This window comes from Mycobacterium sp. 1081908.1 (assembly GCF_001673535.1).
Classification (GTDB): Bacteria; Actinomycetota; Actinomycetes; order Mycobacteriales; family Mycobacteriaceae; genus Mycobacterium.
In genome coordinates this window covers 14,397-35,620 of sequence record NZ_LZLY01000036.1, presented here as the reverse complement: position 1 = coordinate 35,620, position 21,224 = coordinate 14,397, and the positions used below count along the sequence as shown (strand labels likewise).

At 69.1% G+C, this 21,224-nt stretch carries 21 protein-coding genes and 2 pseudogenes; 13 read left to right on the top strand and 10 right to left on the bottom strand.

Annotated elements, in window-relative coordinates; genetic code table 11:
• Positions 1-70 precede the first annotated feature (70 nt).
• On the bottom strand, positions 71-973 hold the full coding sequence (locus A5655_RS06125; protein WP_067006793.1) for an SDR family NAD(P)-dependent oxidoreductase: 903 nt from the start codon (positions 971-973) through the stop codon (positions 71-73).
• Between the two features lie 100 nt (positions 974-1,073).
• Between A5655_RS06125 and A5655_RS06120 the strand changes: the two genes are divergently transcribed.
• A complete protein-coding gene (locus tag A5655_RS06120; RefSeq protein WP_067006791.1) occupies positions 1,074-1,649 on the top strand; it encodes a TetR/AcrR family transcriptional regulator in 576 nt (191 codons plus the stop codon).
• Here the strand turns inward: A5655_RS06120 and A5655_RS06115 are convergent.
• The 3 genes from A5655_RS06115 to A5655_RS06105 are packed head-to-tail and all read right to left on the bottom strand — an operon-like array spanning position 1,621 to position 4,212.
• The gene (locus tag A5655_RS06115) at positions 1,621-2,166 is read right to left on the bottom strand and encodes a TetR/AcrR family transcriptional regulator (RefSeq protein ID WP_067006789.1); all 546 of its coding nucleotides are present in this window, start codon (positions 2,164-2,166) and stop codon (positions 1,621-1,623) included. The genes A5655_RS06120 and A5655_RS06115 overlap by 29 nt on opposite strands.
• Entirely contained in the window at positions 2,150-2,596 is a 447-nt protein-coding gene (locus tag A5655_RS06110; RefSeq protein WP_067006787.1) for an SRPBCC family protein, read from the bottom strand. The genes A5655_RS06115 and A5655_RS06110 overlap by 17 nt, the downstream gene beginning before the upstream one ends.
• Positions 2,597-2,637: 41 nt before the next feature.
• A complete protein-coding gene (locus A5655_RS06105) occupies positions 2,638-4,212 on the bottom strand; it encodes an NAD(P)/FAD-dependent oxidoreductase (RefSeq protein WP_197508610.1) in 1,575 nt (524 codons plus the stop codon).
• Between the two features lie 95 nt (positions 4,213-4,307).
• On the opposite strand from A5655_RS06105, the gene A5655_RS06100 reads away from it, so the two are divergent.
• The 3 genes from A5655_RS06100 to A5655_RS06090 all read left to right on the top strand — a co-directional run bounded on the left by A5655_RS06100 (position 4,308) and on the right by A5655_RS06090 (position 6,559).
• The gene (locus A5655_RS06100; RefSeq protein ID WP_156764726.1) at positions 4,308-4,910 is read left to right on the top strand and encodes a TetR/AcrR family transcriptional regulator; all 603 of its coding nucleotides are present in this window, start codon (positions 4,308-4,310) and stop codon (positions 4,908-4,910) included.
• 195 nt (positions 4,911-5,105) lie between these two features.
• Positions 5,106-6,080 (top strand): class 1b ribonucleoside-diphosphate reductase subunit beta, encoded by a 975-nt coding sequence (nrdF, locus tag A5655_RS06095; RefSeq protein ID WP_170929045.1) that lies wholly within the window; start codon positions 5,106-5,108, stop codon positions 6,078-6,080.
• An 80-nt stretch (positions 6,081-6,160) separates the two neighbouring features.
• Positions 6,161-6,559, top strand: coding sequence for a DUF3349 domain-containing protein (locus A5655_RS06090; RefSeq protein ID WP_197508609.1), 399 nt, complete (start codon positions 6,161-6,163; stop codon positions 6,557-6,559).
• Between the two features lie 4 nt (positions 6,560-6,563).
• Here the strand turns inward: A5655_RS06090 and A5655_RS06085 are convergent, their stop codons facing one another.
• Together A5655_RS06085 and A5655_RS06080 are read right to left on the bottom strand one after the other, a co-directional pair.
• On the bottom strand, positions 6,564-7,604 hold the full coding sequence (locus tag A5655_RS06085; protein ID WP_067006776.1) for an NAD(P)-dependent alcohol dehydrogenase: 1,041 nt from the start codon (positions 7,602-7,604) through the stop codon (positions 6,564-6,566).
• A 69-nt stretch (positions 7,605-7,673) separates the two neighbouring features.
• Positions 7,674-8,765, bottom strand: coding sequence for an iron-siderophore ABC transporter substrate-binding protein (locus tag A5655_RS06080; RefSeq protein ID WP_067006773.1), 1,092 nt, complete (start codon positions 8,763-8,765; stop codon positions 7,674-7,676).
• A gap of 140 nt (positions 8,766-8,905) precedes the next feature.
• On the opposite strand from A5655_RS06080, the gene ctaD reads away from it, so the two are divergent.
• From ctaD to A5655_RS06040, 8 genes and pseudogenes are all read left to right on the top strand, one after another.
• The gene (ctaD, locus tag A5655_RS06075; protein ID WP_067006803.1) at positions 8,906-10,666 is read left to right on the top strand and encodes a cytochrome c oxidase subunit I; all 1,761 of its coding nucleotides are present in this window, start codon (positions 8,906-8,908) and stop codon (positions 10,664-10,666) included.
• A gap of 15 nt (positions 10,667-10,681) precedes the next feature.
• Positions 10,682-11,917, top strand: a complete 1,236-nt coding sequence (serB, locus tag A5655_RS06070) for a phosphoserine phosphatase SerB (protein WP_067006770.1) — start codon at positions 10,682-10,684, stop codon at positions 11,915-11,917.
• Positions 11,918-11,922: 5 nt separating this feature from the next.
• Positions 11,923-12,789, top strand: a complete 867-nt coding sequence (locus A5655_RS06065; protein ID WP_197508611.1) for an ABC transporter ATP-binding protein — start codon at positions 11,923-11,925, stop codon at positions 12,787-12,789.
• On the top strand, positions 12,786-13,607 hold the full coding sequence (locus A5655_RS06060) for an NUDIX hydrolase (protein ID WP_067006767.1): 822 nt from the start codon (positions 12,786-12,788) through the stop codon (positions 13,605-13,607). Before A5655_RS06065 ends, A5655_RS06060 begins: the two co-directional genes overlap by 4 nt.
• Positions 13,604-14,275, top strand: a pseudogene (locus A5655_RS06055) (enoyl-CoA hydratase); the annotation flags it as partial. The gene A5655_RS06060 and the pseudogene A5655_RS06055, both read left to right, overlap by 4 nt.
• Before the next feature lie 22 nt (positions 14,276-14,297).
• A complete protein-coding gene (locus tag A5655_RS06050) occupies positions 14,298-15,272 on the top strand; it encodes a class I SAM-dependent methyltransferase (RefSeq protein ID WP_067006764.1) in 975 nt (324 codons plus the stop codon).
• A complete protein-coding gene (locus A5655_RS06045; RefSeq protein ID WP_082978510.1) occupies positions 15,230-16,459 on the top strand; it encodes an SAM-dependent methyltransferase in 1,230 nt (409 codons plus the stop codon). The genes A5655_RS06050 and A5655_RS06045 overlap by 43 nt, the downstream gene beginning before the upstream one ends.
• A gap of 58 nt (positions 16,460-16,517) precedes the next feature.
• Positions 16,518-17,201, top strand: coding sequence for an esterase (locus A5655_RS06040; protein ID WP_067006759.1), 684 nt, complete (start codon positions 16,518-16,520; stop codon positions 17,199-17,201).
• Between the two features lie 91 nt (positions 17,202-17,292).
• Here the strand turns inward: A5655_RS06040 and A5655_RS06035 are convergent, their stop codons facing one another.
• Entirely contained in the window at positions 17,293-17,631 is a 339-nt protein-coding gene (locus tag A5655_RS06035) for a hypothetical protein (RefSeq protein ID WP_067006756.1), read from the bottom strand.
• Positions 17,628-18,911: a PQQ-binding-like beta-propeller repeat protein gene (locus tag A5655_RS06030; protein ID WP_156764724.1), complete on the bottom strand. Its 1,284-nt coding sequence runs from the start codon at positions 18,909-18,911 to the stop codon at positions 17,628-17,630. Before A5655_RS06030 ends, A5655_RS06035 begins: the two co-directional genes overlap by 4 nt.
• Before the next feature lie 126 nt (positions 18,912-19,037).
• Between A5655_RS06030 and A5655_RS06025 the strand changes: the two genes are divergently transcribed.
• Positions 19,038-19,775 carry an acyltransferase gene (locus tag A5655_RS06025; RefSeq protein WP_067006753.1) on the top strand — a complete coding sequence of 246 codons (738 nt, stop codon included), beginning with the start codon at positions 19,038-19,040 and terminating at the stop codon, positions 19,773-19,775.
• A 6-nt stretch (positions 19,776-19,781) separates the two neighbouring features.
• Here A5655_RS06025 and A5655_RS06020 read toward each other — a convergent pair whose 3' ends face one another.
• Together A5655_RS06020 and A5655_RS28190 are read right to left on the bottom strand one after the other, a co-directional pair.
• Positions 19,782-20,324: a DUF4333 domain-containing protein gene (locus tag A5655_RS06020; protein WP_067006750.1), complete on the bottom strand. Its 543-nt coding sequence runs from the start codon at positions 20,322-20,324 to the stop codon at positions 19,782-19,784.
• An 83-nt stretch (positions 20,325-20,407) separates the two neighbouring features.
• Positions 20,408-21,221, bottom strand: a pseudogene (locus tag A5655_RS28190) (FAD-binding domain-containing protein).
• Positions 21,222-21,224 lie beyond the last annotated feature (3 nt).

Below are 21,224 nucleotides of genomic sequence, written 5' to 3'. Positions count from 1 at the left end.
TACGCCAGGACCAACTTCCTGACGGCAACCCACGTTCACATGTGAGCGAGGCCCCAGCCCCACATACCGTCTAGACGGCGGAACTCGCCCGCAGGCCGTGCCGTTCGCTTGACGCCGAGCCCTTCGCGAAGGACCGAAGGTTCAGCCGCACGATGCGGTCCAGCACCCGGTCGGACACGACGCGGCTGATGCGCACCAGGATCGCCGAGTCACGGCCGATGGTGTAGCGAGTTCGGGGGCGAGTTGCCGTGGCGGCGTTGGCGATCACTTTGGCCGCGTGTTCGGCCGACACGCCATCCTCGCCGAACGAGCGGGCCTGGGCCGTGACGGCAACGCCAAGACTTTCGTAGCGCGCGAGTTGGGCCGCGGTCATGTCGGCCATGAGCGCTTCCGCGGTGGCGATTCCCCGTTCCGCCATCTCGGTCTTGACGGCGCCGGGCTCGACGACGACGACCTTGATTCCGCCGACCTCACGGCGCAGCGCGTCGCTGACCGCCTCGAGCGCGAACTTCGAACCGGCGTATGCGCCATACGTCGGGAGGACCACTTTGCCGCCCACCGAGCTGATGTTCACGACGGTTCCCGAGCTGCTCAGCAGGGCGGGGAAGAGCGCCTGGATCATCGCGATCTGACCGAACAGGTTGACCTCGAACTGCCGGCGCCACTGGTCCAGGGGCAGCGTTTCGACCGGCGCATTGATCGCGATCCCGGCGTTGTTCACCAGCGCGCGCAGGGGGCGCCGCAACGGGTCGTTCGCGACGCGGTCGGCGATCGCTGCGACGTCGGATTGCACGGTGATGTCGAGGATGTGCGGTTCGAGCCCGTCGGCGCGCAGCGCGCCGGCATCGGCCTCGCGCCGCACGCCGGCGAGCACGTGAAAACCCCTGCGGGCCAGTTCTTTTGCCGTTGCCGCGCCCATGCCGGTGGAAGCGCCGGTCACGACGATCAGCTCCTGACGGTCTGCGGGGTTCATGGCGGTCTCCGTCCGTGAAAACGTTTGAGTTGACGTTGTCAACTGAAGCTAGGTGTTTGAGTTGACATTGTCAACTGGGCGCCCGGCTTATGCTCTGCGGGTGACGACCCGAGCGGAAAGCGCCGCGGCGACCCGCAGTTCGCTGCTCGAGGCCGCGGCGGTCCTACTCGACCGCGGCGGCGTCGAGGCCGTCACGCTGCGTGAGGTGGGCGCCCGGGCCGGTGTTTCGCACTCGGCGGCGTATCGCCACTTCGCGGACAAGGAATCGCTGCTCGCGGTGCTGGCCACGAACGCATTGAGCGAATTGGGCGATGCGCTAGAGGTTTTGGTCAACAGTGACGATTCCCCCGAGGAGTCCCTGCGCTCCGGCCTGCTGTCGCTGATCGCCATCGGGCGCACCCGGCAGCACCTCTACCGGTTGATGTTCACCCCGCCGGCCGGCGACCCGGCGGAAGCCGCCCGGGCGGCGGCGGAACGTGCGCAGGACCTGTTCCTGGATATCGTGGGTCGCATCACCGGTCCCGGTCAGGCGAGACGCTACGGCGCGCTGCTGCTGACCAGCGCCCACGGCATCACGGGTTTGGACCTCAGCGGTCACATGGATCTGAACAAGTGGCACACCAACGCCGAGGAACTGGTCGACACGCTCATCTCGGTGTTGCCAAAAGCGCGATGAAAGCCTGCGCGGCGGCGTCGACGCCGGCCTCGTCGTCGGTGGCCACGAGGTCCAGCAGCAGCCCACGGGTGACGGCCAGCCCGAGCCTCGCCATCGCGCCGTCGTAGGGAACGTCGGCGTTGGCCTCGACGTGGCGCAGCCAGCCGTCGACGGCGCCGGGAACCATTCGCGTGAACGGCTTTTCGCCCTGCGCCGCGCGCGAATAGCACTCGAAGAACAGGCGCTCCAGTTGGCGCAATTCGGGGCGGCGAAGGTCGGCCCACATCGCGGCGAAGCCCTCGGCCGGATCCTGCGGCAAGTCGGGAACGAGCGCCATCTGGCGGCGCTCGGCCTCCTCGACGATCGCGATCAGCAGGTCTTCCCGAGAACCGAAGTGGTGCAACAGCATCCGGTGGCTGGTGCCGACAGCGGCGGCGACATCGCGAAGCGACCGATCGCCGATGCCGTTCGCGGCGAACTCGTCGAACAACGCGTGCAATAGTTCGCGGCGCCGCTGCAGGTCAGGCGTGCGGGCCATTGGCGCGGCTGACCTGCTCAGACCGGGCCTTGAGGCCCCGGGCCTCCATCGCGAGGAAGCGCTTGGTCCGCTTGAGCGTCAGCCGCCCGACCAGCGCGCCGAGGGCGCCCCGCTGGTCGAGTTCCTGGCGCACCAGGGTGCGTCCGCCGGGCAGGCCGGTGACGTAGTGGCGCGCGATCACATGCACGCCGGGGGAGCGGTGCGCCCACGTCCACGAGGTGCCGGGTTCGATCTCGGCGACCTTCCAGATCAGCTTCTGCAGGCCGGGTTGCTTGATCGCGAAACGCCTGCCGGTGGCCAGGGCGGATCCGTCCCGCCCGGTCAGCGAGGTCACCGACGCGGTCCACTCCGGCCAGCGTTCGACGTCGCTGAAGACGTCCCACACGACCTGCGGCGGCGCGTCGATCTCGATGCTGTCTTCGGTAAACATGTACCAGATGGTACATCAATGCTTGGGTCTTGGATATGCCCTTACGCGACGCGCGCGTTGAGGTGCTTGAGGGCCGCCTCGGCGCCGTTCCAGCCGGGGATGCCGGTCACCCCCGGACCGGGGTGCGTGCACTGGCCGCACAGGAAGAGCCCGTCGACCGGGGTGGCGAACTTGTCGGCGCCCTCGACGACGCGGCCGGTCCACAGCTGGTTCGGCTGCAGCAGCCCGTGCGAGTAGTCGCCGGCGTGCGCGCTGAAGGTGCTGCCGAAATACCGGTTGGAGAACACGACGCGGTTGGTGACGGAGTCGGCGAACCCGGGCGCGAACGTGTCGAAGATCCGCACGCAGGTGTCGGCGTATTGCTCCTTCCAGCTACGGTTTTCGTCGGCGTCCAGCCCGGTGGGGAAGTACGGGGTGAAGATGGTCGCGCTGTGCTTGCCCTCGGGCGCGAGCGACGAGTCGACCATGCTGGGGATGTAGAGGTAGGTCGGCGGCGCGTCGGGAAGTTGCCCTTTGCGATATTGCTCCCACGCGTCGCTGATGTACTCCGGGGACGGCGCGTAGGCGACGGTGGGACACCAGTGGCCGTTGTCGTGCATGTAGGGCTGCAGGCGCTCGATCCATTGGGGCGCTTGGTCAATGGTGAGATGTGCCTGGATGTAGCCCAGGTTGAAGTTGATCTCTTTGATCTTGCGGATGTAGTCGGGCGGAAAGTTCTGCGCGCCGGCCAGATTCACGAACGTGGTGTAGGGGTCGAGCGAGGAGAGCACGGCGTCCGCGGAAATCGTTGTGCCATCCTTTAATCGGACCCCGGTGGCGCGTCCGTCGGTGACGATGATGTCCTTGACGTGCTGTTTCATCTGCACCTCGGCGCCCAGCGATTCGGCGCGCCGGCACAGCGCCGCGCTCAGCGAGCCGATGCCCCCGCGCGGCATGATGTATTCGACGTTGCCGCCGCCGATCAGATAGTGGTACAAGGTCGATGCGTTCGAGCCCGGGGTCCAGGGTCCGCCGTCGAACGCGTCGATCGACATCGCCGCCAGCGAGCCCTGGATGCAGCGGGCCTGATCGGGCGCAAGGAAGCGCCGGACCGTGTCCATCGTGCTGCCATACCACATCTGGGCGAAATCGTGCCGGGCTTCCGGCGTCGGCTGGGAGGCGATCACCTCGATGATGTCCAGCGGCGGCCCGAACGCCGATTCGACGAAATACGGTGCGAACCGGCCGATGTGGGCGAACAGGCCGCCCAGAGCCGCCGCCGTGTCGGCGCCGTGGTCGTCGAGCAGGTGGCGCGCCATGCGCTCGAGGTCGTTGTACATCACGAACGGGGCGTCGGCCTCGTCGCCGAACGTGCACGTCGACGTCCACTGATCCATCAGCTCGAAGCCCCACTTGGTGAGCTCGAGCCGTTCGGTCATCTCCTGACGCCAGATCAGCACGGCCCACGCGCCGACGCTGTGCTTGTAGCCGTCGAAGAGTTCGCGGGTGGCCGCCATCCCGCCGAGGAAGTGCGCCCGTTCCAGGACAAGCACTTTCGCGCCGCCCTTGGCCAGCACGTTTGCGGCGACCAGGCCGTTGTGCCCGGCCCCGATGATGATCGCGTCGTAGTCCGCCATGGTGAACTCCTCCGGTGATGACCCGCCCGACTGAACGCACAATGTCACATGTGACATATTTGCGTCAATGGTGACATTTGGTGTCTGCTTACAGGGTGGAATCTCGTAGCCAGCGCACGCGCCAGGCCTTGTTGCAGGCCGCGATGAAGCGTTTCGTCGCCGACGGCGTGCACCAAACCAGCGTCTCGGATATCGCCGCCGACGTCGGGGTGACCGAGCGAACGTTCTATCGGCACTTCACCTCGAAGCACGCGGTGATCTTCGCCGACTACGACATCGGCTTCGAGTGGTTCGCCCGCGCGTTGGCGTTGCGCCCGCATGGGGAGCCCATCACCGCGTCCGTGCGAAAAGCCATGGACGCATTCCCCTTTGACTTCGCCATGGTCCGCGAAGCCGCCACCATCCGCTCGCGCGACCTCGACCAGGAGATCATCACCGGCCACGTCCGGCGGATGCGCGATCAGGTCGCCGACGAGATTGCCCGCTTCATCCATGAACGATCGGCGCCCACCGCCGACGGTGCCATGATCGCCGACATTGCGGCGCACAGCCTGGCCACCGCCGTGTTCGTCGCGCTGGAAGCGTGGATGGCCAAAGGCGAGCACGACATCGACGACCTGGGTCGCCTGACGGACATCGCGCTGAGCGCGTTGGAAGACGGCCTCACCCACACGTTGCGCAAGGCCGGGCTGGACTAGTGGCGGCTGCCGCCGAGCGTGCACAGAGGGCGGAATTTCGCCCGATTTTTCGCCCTCAGAACACGTTCGGCGGAAAGGGAAACCGCGACACGCAAACACAACTTGTTGTGTTGCCGCGGGTTGTCGTACCCCAGGGGTAGTGTTTGTGGCCTAGACATCGAAGTCAAAACCGGCTGGTGAAGTGGGGTTCTTCTGGTGACCGAAAACATGAAGCTGATCGACCGGACCTCGGCGATCAACTGGAACCGGCTGCAAGACGACAAGGACGCCGAGGTCTGGGACCGGCTGACGGGCAACTTCTGGCTACCCGAGAAGGTGCCGGTGTCCAACGACCTCCCGTCGTGGGGAACGCTGACCGCCGGCGAGAAGCAGCTGACGATGCGGGTGTTCACCGGGCTGACGCTGCTGGACACCATCCAGGGCACGGTCGGGGCGGTCAGCCTGATCCCCGACGCGCTGACCCCGCACGAGCAGGCCGTCTACACCAACATCGCGTTCATGGAGTCCGTGCACGCCAAGAGCTACAGCTCCATCTTCTCGACGCTGTGCTCGACGGCCGAGATCGACGACGCCTTCCGCTGGTCGGAGGAGAACCCCAACCTGCAGCGCAAGGCCGAGATCGTCATGCAGTACTACCGCGGCGACGAACCGCTGAAGCGCAAGGTCGCCTCCACGCTGCTGGAGAGCTTCCTCTTCTACTCCGGGTTCTACCTGCCGATGTACTGGTCGAGCCGCGCCAAGCTGACCAACACCGCCGACATGATCCGGCTGATCATCCGCGACGAGGCCGTGCACGGCTACTACATCGGCTACAAGTTCCAGCGCGGCCTGGCCCTGGTCGACGAGGCCAAGCGCGCCGAGCTGAAGGACTACACCTACGAGCTGCTCTTCGAGCTCTACGACAACGAGGTGGAATACACCCAGGACCTCTACGACGAGGTCGGCCTGACCGAGGACGTCAAGAAGTTCCTGCGCTACAACGCCAACAAGGCGCTGATGAACCTCGGCTACGAGGCGCTGTTCCCGCGCGACGAGACCGACGTCAACCCGGCGATCCTGTCGGCGCTGTCGCCCAACGCCGACGAGAACCACGACTTCTTCTCCGGCTCGGGTTCGTCGTACGTGATCGGCAAGGCCGTCGTCACCGAGGACGAGGACTGGGACTTCTAAAGAGCTCGATGAACGGCGCATGAATTGTCAGGGCGGTCAGGCCCTACGGTGGCGCCGCTGACCGCGTACCCGGGACACTGATGGGCGTGGCGATAACCCCATCTTCTACGACCGCTTTTTTCCGCTCGGTGATCCGGTGGCTGCAGTGCGGCTACCCCGAGGGCGTCCCCGGACCCGACCGGATTCCGCTGCTGGAGCTGCTGCGCAGCACACCCTTGACCGAGGACCAGATCAAGGAAGTCGTCGACGAGATCGACGAGGAGGTCGAGGCGGGCAGTGCGATCGACCGCGACGTCCTCGCCGATTTCATCTCCGGAGTGACCCATCACGACGCCGGTCCGGAGAACATCGCGCGCGTGGCCGCCAAGCTGGCCGCCGCCGGGTGGCCGCTGGTGGGCATCTCCAAGGGGCCGGAAGCGGTCGCCGAGCAGGGCGCTGCCAACGGCGAACCGGAACCGGCCCCGGAGCAGGTCTCCTAAGCCCTCACAGGGTCGAGATGTCGATGACGAAGCGGTAGCGCACGTCGCTGGCGAGCACCCGCTCGTAGGCCTCGTTGACGTAGTCGGCATCGATGACCTCGATCTCGGGCGTCACGTCGTGCGCGGCGCAGAAGTCCAGCATCTCCTGCGTCTCGGCGATCCCGCCGATGTTGGACCCGGACAGGCTGCGCCGCGCCAGGGCCAACGGGAAGGCGTGCACCTGCATCGGGTGCTCGGGGATGCCGAGCTCGACGAGGGTGCCGTCGACGTCGAGCAGGCTCATGTAGTCGTCGAGCGGCAGGTTCGCCGACACGGTGTTCAGGATCAGGTCGAAGCTGCCGCGCAGCTTCGTGAAGGTGTCCGGGTCGGCCGTCGCGTAGTAGTGGCCGGCGCCCAGCCGCAGGCCGTCCTCCATCTTCTTCAGCGACTGGGACAGCACGCTCACCTCGGCGCCCATCGCGGCGCCCAGCTTGACGCCCATGTGGCCCAGGCCGCCCAGGCCGACGATCGCCAGCCGCGTGTCCGGGCCCGCCTTCCAGTGCCGCAGCGGGGAGAACAGCGTGATGCCGGCGCACAGCAGCGGCGCGGCCTTGTCCAGCGGCAGCGAGTCGGGGATGCGCAGGACGAAGTTCTCGTCGACGACGATGGCCTGGCTGTAGCCGCCCTGCGTCGGAGTGCCGTCCTTGTCGGTGGAGTTGTAGGTGAACGTCGCTCCCGGCTTGCAGTACTGCTCGAGCCCGGCTTTGCAGCTGCTGCACTGGCCGCAGGAGTTCACCATGCAGCCCACGCCCACGTGGTCGCCCACTTTGTACTTGGTGACCTCGCCGCCCACCTCGGTCACGACGCCGGCGATCTCGTGGCCGACGACCACGGGGTAATTCGGTTGGCCCCATTCGCCTTTCGCGGTGTGGATGTCCGAGTGGCAGATCCCGGCGTACTTGATGCCGATGACGACATCGTGCGGGCCGGGGTCGCGACGTTCGATGGTGGTCTTGGTCAGCGGTTCAGTCGCCGAGGTGGCGGCGTACGCCGAAACTGTGCTCATGAATATCCCTCTTTTTGATCGATGCGTCCTAGAGAAGTTTAGCTAAGGTAATGTTTTCGGGCCACTTGGCTAGTTGATGGGGGCGTTGAGCAGGCGCAGGTCGTCGACGATGCCGCGGGCCGCGATCACGCCCTCGCCGGTTTGCCACACCTCGTCGTTGACGACGTAGACACGGTTGTCGTGATTGGCGGACAGCTTGCGCCAAGGGTTGCTGTCCAGCACGGCGGCGGCGCGGTCCGCGGCGGCCGGGGTGGCGCACGACAGGTAGACGACGTCGGCGTCGGCGGCGGAGAGGTCCGGGTTTTTCGCGAGGTCGGCGTCCGTGGCGCCGATCTCGATGTAGGGCTTGTCGGTGAACCGCTGGGCGGCCGGCCGGTCCACCCCGACGGCGCCGAGCACGCTGGCCGGGAAGTTGTTGGCCCCGTATATCCGGATGGTGGTGGCGGTCAGCTGCACGATCGACGCCTGGAAGTGCGACGCGTCGTGCGTCGCGCCGATCTGGGTGGCCCGCTGTGCGAAGCCGGTGACCAGCGCGTCGGCGGCCGCGCCGCGCGCGGTGGCGGCGCCCACGCCGCGCAGGTTGTCCTCCCACGCCGCGCCCGGCGCGGCTGTGAACACGGTGGGGGCGATCGCGGCGAGCTGCGGGTACAGCGTGGGGGTCAGGCCCTGCGATCCCAGGATCAGGTCGGGGTGGACCCCCGCGATGCCGCGGAGGTCGGGATTGGTGCGGGTGCCGACGCCGGGCAGGCCGTGCACCGCACCCCCCAGGTACGACGGCTGGGCCGACGACCCGTCCGGGAGCGCGGCGGCGACCACCCGCGATTGCAGGCCGAGCGCGCACAGGGCGTCGAGCTGGTCCCCGGAGAGCACGACGATGCGCCGAGCCTCCGCGGGGACGGCGACCGTGTCGGGGGTGACACCCGCGGCGTTGCGGGCCTGCCGGGTGGGCGGGCCGGGATCGGCCGCGGCGGCGTCGCGCGCGCACGACTCGTCGGGCCGGCGATCGTTTCCCAGCACGCCGGCGCCCGCGATCTGGGTGGTCGGCGTGACCAGCGATCGGGTCGACGCGTTGTTGCCGGAGCCGCCGGAACCGCATCCGCCGCAGGCCAGGACGGCGACGGTCAGAACGGCTGCGGCCGTGATCGATCGCCTTGCCCGCACGGGTCCGACGCTAACATCCGGCGGCTCCAGGCCCTTTTACGACAGTTTGTAGGACTGCCCCTGACGGGCAGTTCTTCGGGGGCTAAGATTCGGAGTCAATACTGGGTTCGGGCCCTGTCCGACGATGTTTGGAGGAGCTCTTGACAGCCGAAGCCCCCCCGCTGGGAGAACTCGAGGCCGTCCGTCCGTACCCGGCCCGGACCGGTCCCAAAGGGAACCTTGTCTACAAGCTGATCACCACCACCGATCACAAGATGATCGGCATCATGTACTGCGTCGCCTGCTTCATCTTCTTCTTCCTGGGCGGGCTGCTGGCGCTGCTCATGCGCACCGAGCTGGCCGCGCCCGGGCTGCAGTTCCTGTCAAACGAACAGTTCAACCAGCTGTTCACCATGCACGGCACGATCATGTTGCTGTTCTATGCGACGCCGATCGTGTTCGGGTTCGCGAACCTGGTGCTGCCGCTGCAGATCGGCGCGCCGGACGTCGCCTTCCCGCGGCTGAACGCGTTCTCGTTCTGGCTGTTCCTGTTCGGCGCCACGATGGGGGCGGCCGGCTTCATCACCCCGGGCGGCGCGGCCGACTTCGGCTGGACCGCGTACACCCCGTTGACCGACGCCATCCACTCGCCCGGCCCCGGCGGCGACCTGTGGATCATGGGCCTGATCGTCGCGGGTCTGGGGACCATCCTGGGCGCGGTGAACATGATCACCACCGTGGTCTGCATGCGCGCGCCCGGGATGACGATGTTCCGGATGCCGATCTTCACCTGGAACATCCTGGTGACGTCGATCCTGGTGCTGATCGCGTTCCCGTTGCTCACCGCGGCGCTGTTCGGCCTGGCCGCCGACCGCCACCTGGGGGCGCACGTCTACGACGCGGCCAACGGCGGAGTCCTGTTGTGGCAGCACCTGTTCTGGTTCTTCGGCCACCCCGAGGTGTACATCATCGCGCTGCCGTTCTTCGGGATCGTCTCGGAGATCTTCCCGGTGTTCTCGCGCAAGCCGATCTTCGGCTACACCACGCTGGTGTACGCGACGCTGTCGATCGCCGCGCTGTCGGTGGCGGTGTGGGCGCACCACATGTTCGCCACCGGAGCCGTTCTGCTGCCGTTCTTTTCGTTCATGACGTATTTGATCGCCGTGCCGACCGGGATCAAGTTCTTCAACTGGATCGGCACGATGTGGAAGGGCCAGTTGACGTTCGAGACGCCGATGCTGTTCTCGGTCGGCTTCGCGGTGACCTTCCTGCTGGGTGGCCTGACCGGCGTGCTGCTGGCCAGCCCGCCGCTGGACTTCCACGTGACCGACACCTATTTCGTCGTCGCGCACTTCCACTACGTGCTGTTCGGCACCATCGTGTTCTCAACCTTCGCCGGCATCTACTTCTGGTTCCCGAAGATGACCGGGCGGCTGCTGGACGAGCGGCTGGGCAAGCTGCACTTCTGGTTGACGTTCATCGGCTTCCACGTCACGTTCCTGGTGCAGCACTGGGTGGGCGATTTGGGTATGCCGCGCCGCTACGCCGACTACCTGCCCACCGATGGCTTCCAGTCGTACAACATCGTCTCGACGATCGGCGCCTTCATCCTGGGCGCGTCGATGTTCCCGTTCGTGTGGAACGTGTTCAAGAGCTGGCGCTACGGCGAGGTCGTGACCGTCGACGACCCGTGGGGCTACGGCAACTCGCTGGAGTGGGCGACCAGCTGCCCGCCGCCGCGGCACAACTTCACCGAGCTGCCCCGGATCCGTTCGGAGCGCCCGGCATTCGAGCTGCACTATCCGCACATGGTGGAGCGGCTGCGCGCCGAGGCGCACGTGGGCCGGCACGCCACGGCGCTGGAGTCGCCGAAGGGATTCGGGCCGCGCACCGAAGCGGATCGCTCCACTGCTGAGCAGTAGCGGCGGCAGCCGGGAGTGAATCCTCCAGCCAAGGTGTCGGTGCTGATCACCGTCACCGGCGTGGATCAGCCGGGCGTCACGTCGGCCCTCTTCGAGGTGCTGTCGCGGCACGGGGTCGAGCTGCAAAACGTCGAACAGGTGGTGATCCGCGGCCGCCTGACGCTCGGGGTCCTGCTGTCTTGCCCGCCCGAGGTCGCCGGCGGCGCCGCGCTGCGCCAGGACGTCGAATCCGCCGTCCGCGCAAAGGGTCTCGACGTCAGCATCGAACCCAGCGAAGATGTGCCGATCATCCGGGATCCGTCCACCCACACCATCTTCGTGCTCGGCCGGCCGATCACGGCCCGGGCGTTCGGCGCGGTGGCGCGGGAGGCGGCGGAGCTGGGTGTCAACATCGACCTCATCCGCGGCGTCTCCGACTATCCCGTGACGGGCCTGGAGTTGCGGGTGTCGGTGCCGCCGGGCGCCGACGCGACGCTGCGCAACACGCTGTCGCGGGTGGCCGGTGACGAGGGCGTCGACATCGCCGTCGAGGGCTACAGCCTGGAACGGCGCGCCAAGCGGCTCATCGTCTTCGACGTGGACTCGACGCTGGTTCAGGGTGAGGTCATCGAGATGCTGGCGGCGCGGGCCGGGGCGCAGGGCGCCGTCGCCGCGATCACCGAGGCCGCGATGCGCGGCGAACTCGACTTCGCGCAGTCGCTCGAGCAGCGGGTGGCGACCCTGGAGGGCCTGCCCGCCACGGTGATCGACGAGGTCGCCGACCAGCTGGAGCTGATGCCCGGCGCCCGGACGACGCTACGCACGCTGCGGCGCTTGGGTTTTCGCTGCGGTGTGGTCTCCGGCGGCTTCCGGCGGATCATCGAGCCGCTGGCCGAGGAGCTGATGCTGGACTACGTCGCCGCCAACGAGCTGGAGATCGTCGACGGGACCCTCACCGGCCGGGTCCTCGGTCCGATCATCGACCGGGCCGGTAAGGCGCAGGCCCTGCGGGAATTCGCGGAGCAGGCCGGGGTGCCGATGGAGCAGACCGTCGCCGTCGGCGACGGCGCCAACGACATCGACATGCTGGCCGCGGCCGGGCTGGGGGTGGCGTTCAACGCCAAGCCGGCGCTGCGCGAGGTCGCCGACGCGTCGCTGAGCCACCCCTACCTGGACACCGTGCTGTTCCTGCTGGGCGTGACGCGCGGCGAGATCGAGGCCGCCGACGCGGTCGACGGCCAGCTGCGCCGGGTGGAGATCCCGCCGGATTAGTGGCGATCGCGGTACGGCACGATGGGCGGGTGCCCGAAACCGGAAGTGAGGCAGCCGACCCCGATCTGCTGATCGACTTCAGGGACGTGTCGCTGCACCGTGGCGGACGCGTCCTGGTCGGGCCGCTGGACTGGGCGGTGGAACTCGACGAGCGCTGGGTGATCATCGGGCCCAACGGCGCCGGCAAGACGTCGTTGCTGCGCATCGCCGCCGCCAGCGAGCACCCGTCGTCGGGCGTGGCGTTCGTGCTCGGCGAGCGGCTGGGCCGGGTCGACGTATCGGAGTTGCGGTCGCGGATCGGGCTGAGTTCCTCGGCACTGGCGCAGCGGATCCCCACCGACGAAGTGGTGCGCGACCTCGTCGTGTCGGCGGGCTACGCGGTGTTGGGTCGATGGCGCGAGCGCTACGAGGACGTCGACTACCGCCGGGCGATCGACATGCTGGAAAGCCTTGGCGCCGAGCACCTCGCGGACCGCACCTACGGGACCCTGTCCGAGGGGGAGCGCAAGCGGGTGCTGATCGCCCGCGCGCTGATGACGGACCCGGAGCTGCTGCTGCTCGACGAGCCGGCCGCCGGCCTGGACCTGGGCGGCCGCGAGGAGCTGGTGGCCCGGCTGGCCGACCTGGCCGCGGACCCCGACGCGCCCGCGCTGGTGCTGGTCACCCACCACGTCGAGGAGGTGCCGCCCGGCTTCAGCCACTGCATGCTGCTGTCGGAGGCCCGGGTGGTCGCCGCGGGTTTGCTGCCCGACGTGCTGACCGCCGAGAACCTGTCCGCGGCGTTCGGCCAGTCGATCGCCCTGGACGTCGTCGACGGGCGCTATTTCGCCCGCCGAGTTCGCACCCGCGCGGCCCACCGGAGGCAGCTATGAGCACACCGCAGGATCCGCCACCCCTGGTCCCCAGGCCCGCAGCGACCGTGATGCTGGTCCGCGACGCGCCCGGCGGGCTGGCGGTGTTCCTGATGCGCCGGCACGCCCGGATGGAGTTCGCCGCGGGGACGATGGTGTTCCCCGGCGGCGGCGTCGACGACCGCGACCGCAACGCCGACATCGCGTGGGCGGGGCCGCCGCCGCAGTGGTGGGCGCAGCGGTTCGGCATCGAACCCGACCTGGCCGAGGCGCTGGTCTGCGCCGCGGCCCGGGAGACGTTCGAGGAGTCGGGGGTGCTGTTCGCGGGACCGGCCGGCGACCCCGACGGCATCGTGGGCGACGCCTCGGTGTACGCCGACGCGCGCCGCGCGCTGGCCGACGGGACGCTGTCCTTCGCGGACTTCCTGCGCCGCGAAAACCTGGAGCTGCGCTCCGACCTGCTGCGGCCGTGGGCCAACTGGGTCACCCCGGAGGCCGAGCGCACCCGCCGCTACGACACCTACTTCTTTGTGGGGGCCCTGCCGGCGGGGCAGCGGGCCGACGGGCAGAACACCGAGTCCGACCGCGCGGGCTGGACGACGCCGCAGGCGGCCATCGACGACTTCGCCTCGGGCCGCTGCTTCCTGCTGCCGCCGACCTGGACGCAGCTGGACTCGCTGGCCGGTCGCACGGTCGCCGACGTGCTGGCCGTCGAGCGCCAGATCGTCACGGTGCAGCCGCACCTCGAAATCCAGGGCGACAACTGGATTTTCGAATTCTTCGACTCCGACCGCTACCACCAGGCCCGCGAGGCGGGCGGCATGGGGTGGCGGCATTGAGGGAATTCGTCAGCGTCGTGGTCAGCGACGGGTCGCGCGACGCCGGCCTGGCCATGTTGCTGCTGTCGCGGCCTCCCACCAACGCGATGACCCGGCAGGTCTACCGCGAGATCGTGTCCGCGGCCGACGAGCTGGGGCGCCGTGACGACGTCGCCGCCGTGATCCTGTTCGGCGGCCACGAGATCTTCTCCGCCGGCGATGACGCGCCCGAGCTGGAAACGCTGACCGCGGAGGAGGCCGAGGCCGCGGACCGGGTGCGCCGTGCGGCCGTCGACGCCGTGGCGGCGCTCCCCAAGCCGACGGTCGCCGCGATCACCGGGTACGCGCTGGGCGCCGGCCTGACGCTGGCCCTGGCCGCCGACTGGCGGGTCAGCGGCGACAACGTCAAGTTCGGCGCCACCGAGATCCTGGCCGGCCGGGTCCCCGGCGGCGGGGCGACGGCCCGGCTGACCCGCGTCACCGGCGCGAGCCGGGCCAAGGAGCTGGTGTTCAGCGGGCGCTTCGTGGACGCCGAGGAGGCGCTGGCCCTGGGCCTGATCGACGAGATGGTGGCCCCCGACGACGTCTACGACGCCGCGGCGGCATGGGCGCGCCGCTTCCTCGACGGGCCGGCGCAGGCGCTGGCCGCCGCCAAGGCCAGAATCAACGCCGTTTTCGATCGGTCACCGGACGCCGATTAGGCTGCCCTGCATGACGACGAGTTCGACCGACGCCGTTCCCAACCCGCATGCCACCGCCGAACAGGTGGAGGCGGCGCGGCACGACAGCAAGCTGGCCCAGGTGCTCTACCACGACTGGGAGGCGGAGAACTACGACGAGAAGTGGTCGATCTCCTACGACCAGCGCTGCGTCGAGTACGCCCGGGACTGCTTCGACGCCACCGTGCCCGACGAGGTGCTTCGGGAGTTGCCTTACGACCGGGCTCTCGAATTGGGTTGCGGGACGGGCTTTTTCCTGCTCAACCTGATCCAGTCCGGGGTCGCGCGGCGGGGGTCGGTGACCGACCTGTCGCCCGGCATGGTCAAGGTCGCCACCCGCAACGGCCAGTCGCTGGGCCTGGACATCGACGGCCGGGTCGCCGACGCCGAGGGCATCCCGTACGAGGACAACACCTTCGACCTGGTGGTCGGCCACGCGGTGCTGCACCACATCCCCGATGTCGAGCTGTCATTGCGCGAGGTGGTCCGGGTGCTGCGCCCGGGCGGCCGGTTCGTCTTCGCCGGCGAGCCCAGCAACGCCGGCGAGGTGTACGCGCGCGCCCTCTCGACGCTGACCTGGCGGGTCGTCACCAACGTCACCCGGCTGCCGGGCCTGGGCGGCTGGCGGCGCCCGCAGGCCGAGCTGGACGAGTCCTCACGCGCCGCGGCGCTGGAGGCCCTCGTCGACCTGCACACCTTCGCGCCGGGCGACCTGGAGCGGATGGCGGAGGGCGCCGGCGCGATCGACGTCCGCACCGCCACCGTCGAGTTCACCGCCGCGATGCTGGGCTGGCCGCTGCGCACGTTCGAGTGCGCGGTGCCGCCCGGGCGGCTGGGCTGGGGCTGGGCGAAATTCGCGTTCAACGGCTGGAAGACGCTGAGCTGGGTGGACGCCAACATGTGGCGGCACGTGGTGCCGAAGGGCTGGTTCTACAACGTGATGGTCACCGGGGTCAAACCCTCCTGAGCGACGGGCTGCGCTTCAGCGGCGCCGACGTCGACTACCTGCGGTCGGAACCGGGCGCCGCGGCGCTGGCCGCCGTCGCCCAATTCGAGCTGACCGACGCGACGCGGGTCGCGGACATCGCGGCCGCGCGCGCCCGGTTCGGTGACCGGGCGCCGGTGCTGGTGGAGACGACGCTGCTGCGCCGCCGCGCCGCCGAGAAGCTCGGGGAGCTGGACGTCTCCGGCTGGCTGTTCACCGACGAGGCGCTGCAGCAGGCCACCGCCGCGCCGGTGGCCCTGCACCGGGCCGGGCGGCTGGCGCAGGCCGGGATGCCGGTGCACGACGCGACCTGCTCGATCGGCACGGAGCTGGCCGCGCTGCGCCGCGCGGGCGTGCGGGCGCTGGGCAGCGACATCGACGCCGTGCGCCTGGCGATGGCGCGCCACAATCTGGGCGCGGACGCCGACCTGTGCCGCGCCGACGCGCTGCGCCCGGTGACCCGCGACGCGGTGGTCCTCGTCGACCCGGCGCGCCGCGTCGGGGGCCGGCGGCGGTTGCGCATCGACGACTACGCACCCGCCCTGGGCCCGGTGCTGGACACCTACCGCGGCCGGGACGTCGTCGTAAAGTGCGGCCCCGGAATCGATTTCGATGAACTGAGCCGCCTCGGTTTCGGCGGTGAGATCGAGGTGACGTCGTATCGCGGATCGGTCCGGGAGGCGTGTCTGTGGTCGGCCGGGCTATCGCGGCCGGGGGTGCGCCGGCGGGCGAGCGTGCTGGATCGCGGGGAACAGATCACCAACGCCGAACCGGACGAGTGCCCGGTGGCGCCGGCCGGGCGGTGGATCGTCGATCCCGACGGGGCGGTGGTCCGCGCCGGGCTGGTGCGCCACTACGGCGCCCGTCACGGGCTGTGGCAACTGGACCCCGACATCGCTTACCTGTCGGGGGATCGGCTGCCGGCGGGGGTGCGGGGGTTCGAGGTGCTCGAGCAGCTCCCGTTCGACGAGCGCCGGTTGCGGCAGGCCCTGGCGGCGCTGGGCTGCGGGGCGCTCGAGATCCTGGTGCGCGGCGTGCGCGTCGACCCCGACGCGCTGCGGCGGCGTTTGCGGCCGCGCGGTGACCGGCCGCTGTCGGTGGTCGTCGCCCGCATCGGCGCCGGGGCCGCCGGCCGTGCGACGGCGTTCGTCTGCCGGGCGTCCCGGTAGGCTGGCGGGGTCACCCCTGGTAGGCGCCCCGCCCTTGATCTGCGAGGACAATTCGACGATGCGTTTCCTGATAGCTGCTGCGGCGCTGCCTGCCGCGGTCATGTTGGGTTTGCCGGCGGCCGCCGAGCCGCCGTCGTGCGCCAGCCTGGGTGGCGCCGTCGAGGCCGGGCAGCTGTGTCACGTGCGCACCACCGGCCCCACCTACATGCTCAACATGACATTCCCTGCCGACTACCCCGACGAGCAGGCGCTGGCCGACTACATCACGCAGAACCGCGACGGGTTCCTCAACGTCGCGCAGGGCTCCGGCACCCGCGACCAGCCCTACCAGATGGAAGCCACCACCGAGCAACACACCGCCGGCCAGCCGCCGCACAACACCCGCAGCGTGGTGCTGAAGTTCTTCCAGGACCTGGGCGGTTCGCGGCCGACGACCTGGTACAAGGCGTTCAACTACAACCTCGGGACCAAGCAGCCCATCACCTTCGACAACCTGTTCCCGACCGGCACGACGCCGCTGGACAGCATCTTCCCGATCGTGCAGCGCGAGCTGAACCGGCAAAACCCTTTGGGTGCGGTGATATTGCCGTCGACCGGGCTCGACCCGTCGCACTATCAGAACTTCGCCATCACCGACGACCAACTGATCTTCTACTTCGCCCCGGGCGAGATGCTGCCGGCGTTCGGCGGCCCGGTCCAGGCGCAGGTGCCCCGCAGCGCCATCCCGCCGCTCGCGATCTAGCCCCTCCCGCGCGTTGTGATTTCTGGGCTTTTGCGTGTGAGTCCAGGGCGGCGACACGCCGACGAAGTGCGCGCCGTACACGCACAATCGACTAGACGGGTCCGGCCAGCGTCTCCATCGCCGCGGCGCCGATCGTCAGCGCGATCTGCGCCACGCAGCCGATGATCGGAACGAAGAAGGCGGTCCGGCGCCGGATCAGCAGGAACACGGCGACCGCGATGTCGGCGACCAGGACGGCGGCGCCGCCCCAGATCCCGAGGATCATGGCGCGGTCAATCCAGGCGGGATCGCCACACTTCACGGTCCCGCACGGGTCGGTCCCCATGACGAACAGGCCGAGCAGCACATACGTCGCCGCCAGCAGGAAGCCGTGGACGATCAGCAGGACGACGGTCGCGGCGACGTTCGCGGGGCGGCTGCGCGTGCTCATGCCGGCCCGAAACCGTAGACCTGGCCGTCGCTGGTGGTGGCCACCACCCGGCGATCGTTGCCGATGGACACCCCGACGGGATACCCACTGGCCGCCGGAAGCGGATAGCTGCCCAGCGTGTGGCCGTTGCCCGGGTCGAAGACCAGCACCGACATGCCGGGCGCGCCGTCCGCGGGTGGACCGCCGACGACGGCGTATCCGGCTCCGCCACCGGCCAGGCTCGACGACGACAGCGGCGTGACGTCGTCGCGGCGCCAGGCCGGGTCGGCGTGGTCGCCGGCGTCCTTGAACGCCGCGAGCCGCGTGTCGGGTCCGCCACCCGAGACGATCAGCCCCTGCGGGGTGACCGCGGGCGGCGTCTGCGCCAAGAAGCCCAGCGGCGCAGACCATTTCGGTTTCCCGTCGGCGGCGTGCAGGGCCCACAGCCGTTGGTCGCGGCCGTTGACGTAGACGGTCGACCCGTCGGCGGACAGCACCGGGCTGGCGATGACACCGCCGCCGACGGCGTCGCTGGCCCAGTCCCGGGTGATCAGCGGCGTCTGGCCTGGGTGGTATTTCAGCCCGACCAGCCCGGCGGCTGGAGCGCCCGGCTGCCAGACACCCAGCACCGCGGTCCCGTTGGCCGGTGAGAAGGCCGGCGCCGCGGCGACCGGGCAGCCCGGCCGCGCGGGCGCGCAATCGGCCAAGCCGCGCGTCGCGTCGGTGGGGTCGACGCCCTCCACCAGATCGAGCGGGCTGCCGACCACCTCCCCGCGGTGCGAGTCGAAAACCAGCACCTGACCCAGGTGCGTGATGACGAGCAGCTGGCCGTGCCCCAGAAACCTTGGGGTGGTGGGCATCCCGATCACCGGCTGGCGCCACCGCGTCCACTGGGTCACCGGAAACGACAAGAAGGTGCCGGGCTGGCCGACGTACAGGTTGTCGAAGCCGTCGAACAGCGGGCCGGCGAAGCCGCCGCCCTGGACCAGCCGCACACACCAGCGCTGGCGGCCGTTGTCGTCGGCCTGCCACTCCATCAGCGAACACCCGGCCGGGGTCTGCGCGTTCAGCGCGAGATAGCTGCGCGCGCTCAGCGCCGCGCCGGACCCCAGGCTGCCCTTGACCGACCGGGTCCACTGCAGCGAAAGCTTGGTGGCCCCGCCGGTCGCGGTGTAGCTGCTGTTGGCGGCGTCGCCGTATTGCGCCGGCCAGCCCTGCGCGGGCGAGGCGTCCACCCACGAGTCGGTGTTGCCGCAGCCGCCGAGTCCGACCGCCAGAGCGGCCGCAGCCGCCGCGCACAAGGCACGCCGAAGCCCTCGCAGGAGATGTCGGGCACGCACCTCGGGTTTCCAAATCCTTTACGTGAGCGGGCAGCGATCGAGTCCAGGTGAGGGTAACGCGTGGCGGCTCCGATAGGCTTTCCGGCCATGACGAGCATGTGGAATGCTCCGCTTCACCGCCGCTGGCGTGGATCGAACCTGCGGGACCCTCGCCAGGCCAAGTTCCTCACGCTGGCCTCGCTGAAGTGGGTGCTGGCCAACCGCGCCTACACCCCGTGGTACCTGGTGCGCTACTGGCGGCTGCTGAAGTTCAAGCTGGCCAACCCGCACATCATCACCCGCGGGATGGTGTTCCTGGGCAAGGGCGTGGAGATCCACGCGACACCGGAACTCTCCGAGATGGAGATCGGCCGCTGGGTGCACATCGGGGACAAGAACACCATCCGCGCGCACGAGGGCTCGCTGCGCTTCGGCGACAAGGTGGTGTTGGGCCGCGACAACGTCATCAACACCTATCTCGACATCGAGCTCGGCGACTCGGTGTTGATGGCCGACTGGTGCTACGTCTGCGATTTCGACCATCGCATGGACGACATCAACATGCCGATCAAGGATCAGGGCATCGTCAAGTCCCCGGTCCGGATCGGCCCCGATACCTGGGTCGGGGTCAAGGTCACCGTGCTGCGCGGCACGTCCGTCGGGCGCGGCTGCGTGCTGGGCTCGCACGCCGTGGTGCGCGGCGTCGTCCCCGACTATTCGATCGCGGTCGGCGCGCCGGCCAAGGTGGTCAAGAACCGGCAGCTGTCCTGGGAGAGCTCGGCCGCGCAGCGCGCGGAGCTGGCGGCCGCGCTGGCCGACATCGAACGCAAGAAGGCCGCCCGCTAGCCCGCCTTACTCGGGGTGGTCGTCGACCTTGTAGTCGAAGTTGACGTCGCCGGCGTCGACGCTCGTAACGGTCACGGCGATGCCGTATTTCTGTGGGCCGTCGGTGAGCTCGCACCGCAACGTCGCGCCCTCGACCCCCTTGAGGTTGTCCGGGCACGTCACCGAATCGGGCTTGCGGCCCACCTGCTGGGTCAGCTTGTTGCTGAGGATCTTGGCGACCTGGTTCTTGTCGACCGTCTCGACCATGTCGAACTTGACGTCGTTGCCGTTGACGCTGGTCACGGTCACGTTGACGTTGAAGGTCTGGTCTTTGACCTTCATCGTGCAGTTCAGCTGCGCCCCGACCGCGGCCGGCAGGTCGTTCGGGCAGTCGACCGATTCGGGCTTGTTGCCGGCGGCGTCGGTCAGCTTGGACGTGATCTGGCTGGCGACGTCGCTCTTGCTCACCGCGTGCTTCGACGAGACCGAACACGAACAGGCGCCCGCGCCGGCCATCAGCCCCACGGCAGCGCCTGCAACCAACAACGTCCGAACGACCGAGCGAGCCATGGCGCCTCCTGTGGGCGAAATCGACGAGAACTGTGAGTCGGCTGATAATTGCATGCCAACCAGCTTCGGGTCCAAGGAATCGCTCAGATGCTGCGGTAGCGGCGCAGCGCTTCGGCGCGCTCGGCGCCGCGGTCGACGACCGGCGCCGGGTAGCAGTGCGGCCGTACGCCTTTCCTCAGGTGCGCGTCGTCGACGAGCTGATCCAGGAACCATTCGGCGCCCCACTGCCACGGCAGGTGAGGTCCTTGACCAGAAACGACGCGGCGATCATCCGCACCCGGTTGTGCATGAAGCCGGTCTGGCGAAGCTGACGCATCCCGGCGTCAACGAACGGAAACCCCGGTCCGGCCGGCCTTCCAGGCCGCGAGGCGGCGCGCGGCGTCGGGACCCGTGTCGGTCGGGATGTCGTCGAAACGGCTGTTCCAGTCGCGCCAGGCGCTGGCCGGCCGGTGGCGTAGCTTGTCGGCGTAGAAGTCGCGAAATGCCAACTCCCGCAGGAAGGCTTGCGTCCCGGCGCCGCGCGCGTCGAGGTCGGCGACCGTGGTGCGGGGATGGATGCACCCGAACTTCAGTGCGCCGACATCCGGCTGGTGCCCGCCAGGTCGGGCCGGTCGCGGTCGCGGGAGTAGCGCGCTAACCCGTTGTCCGCGAACGACTTCCAGAGCTTTCGCGCCGCGTTTTCACCGGCCGCCGCGTCGAGCGTGGCGCCGGGGTCGGGGATCTCGCACCGCTCGATCCCCAGCCGCGCCGGATCGAGCCAGCGCGCCCCGACGAGGCCTCCAGCCGCGGATCGAGGACGAAGCAGGCGAGCACTTTCTCGCCGTTTTCGCCGGCGGCGGCCAGGGCGGGGTGATCGCGCAATCGCAGATCTCGGCGAAACCATAACAGCGTCGGCATGAT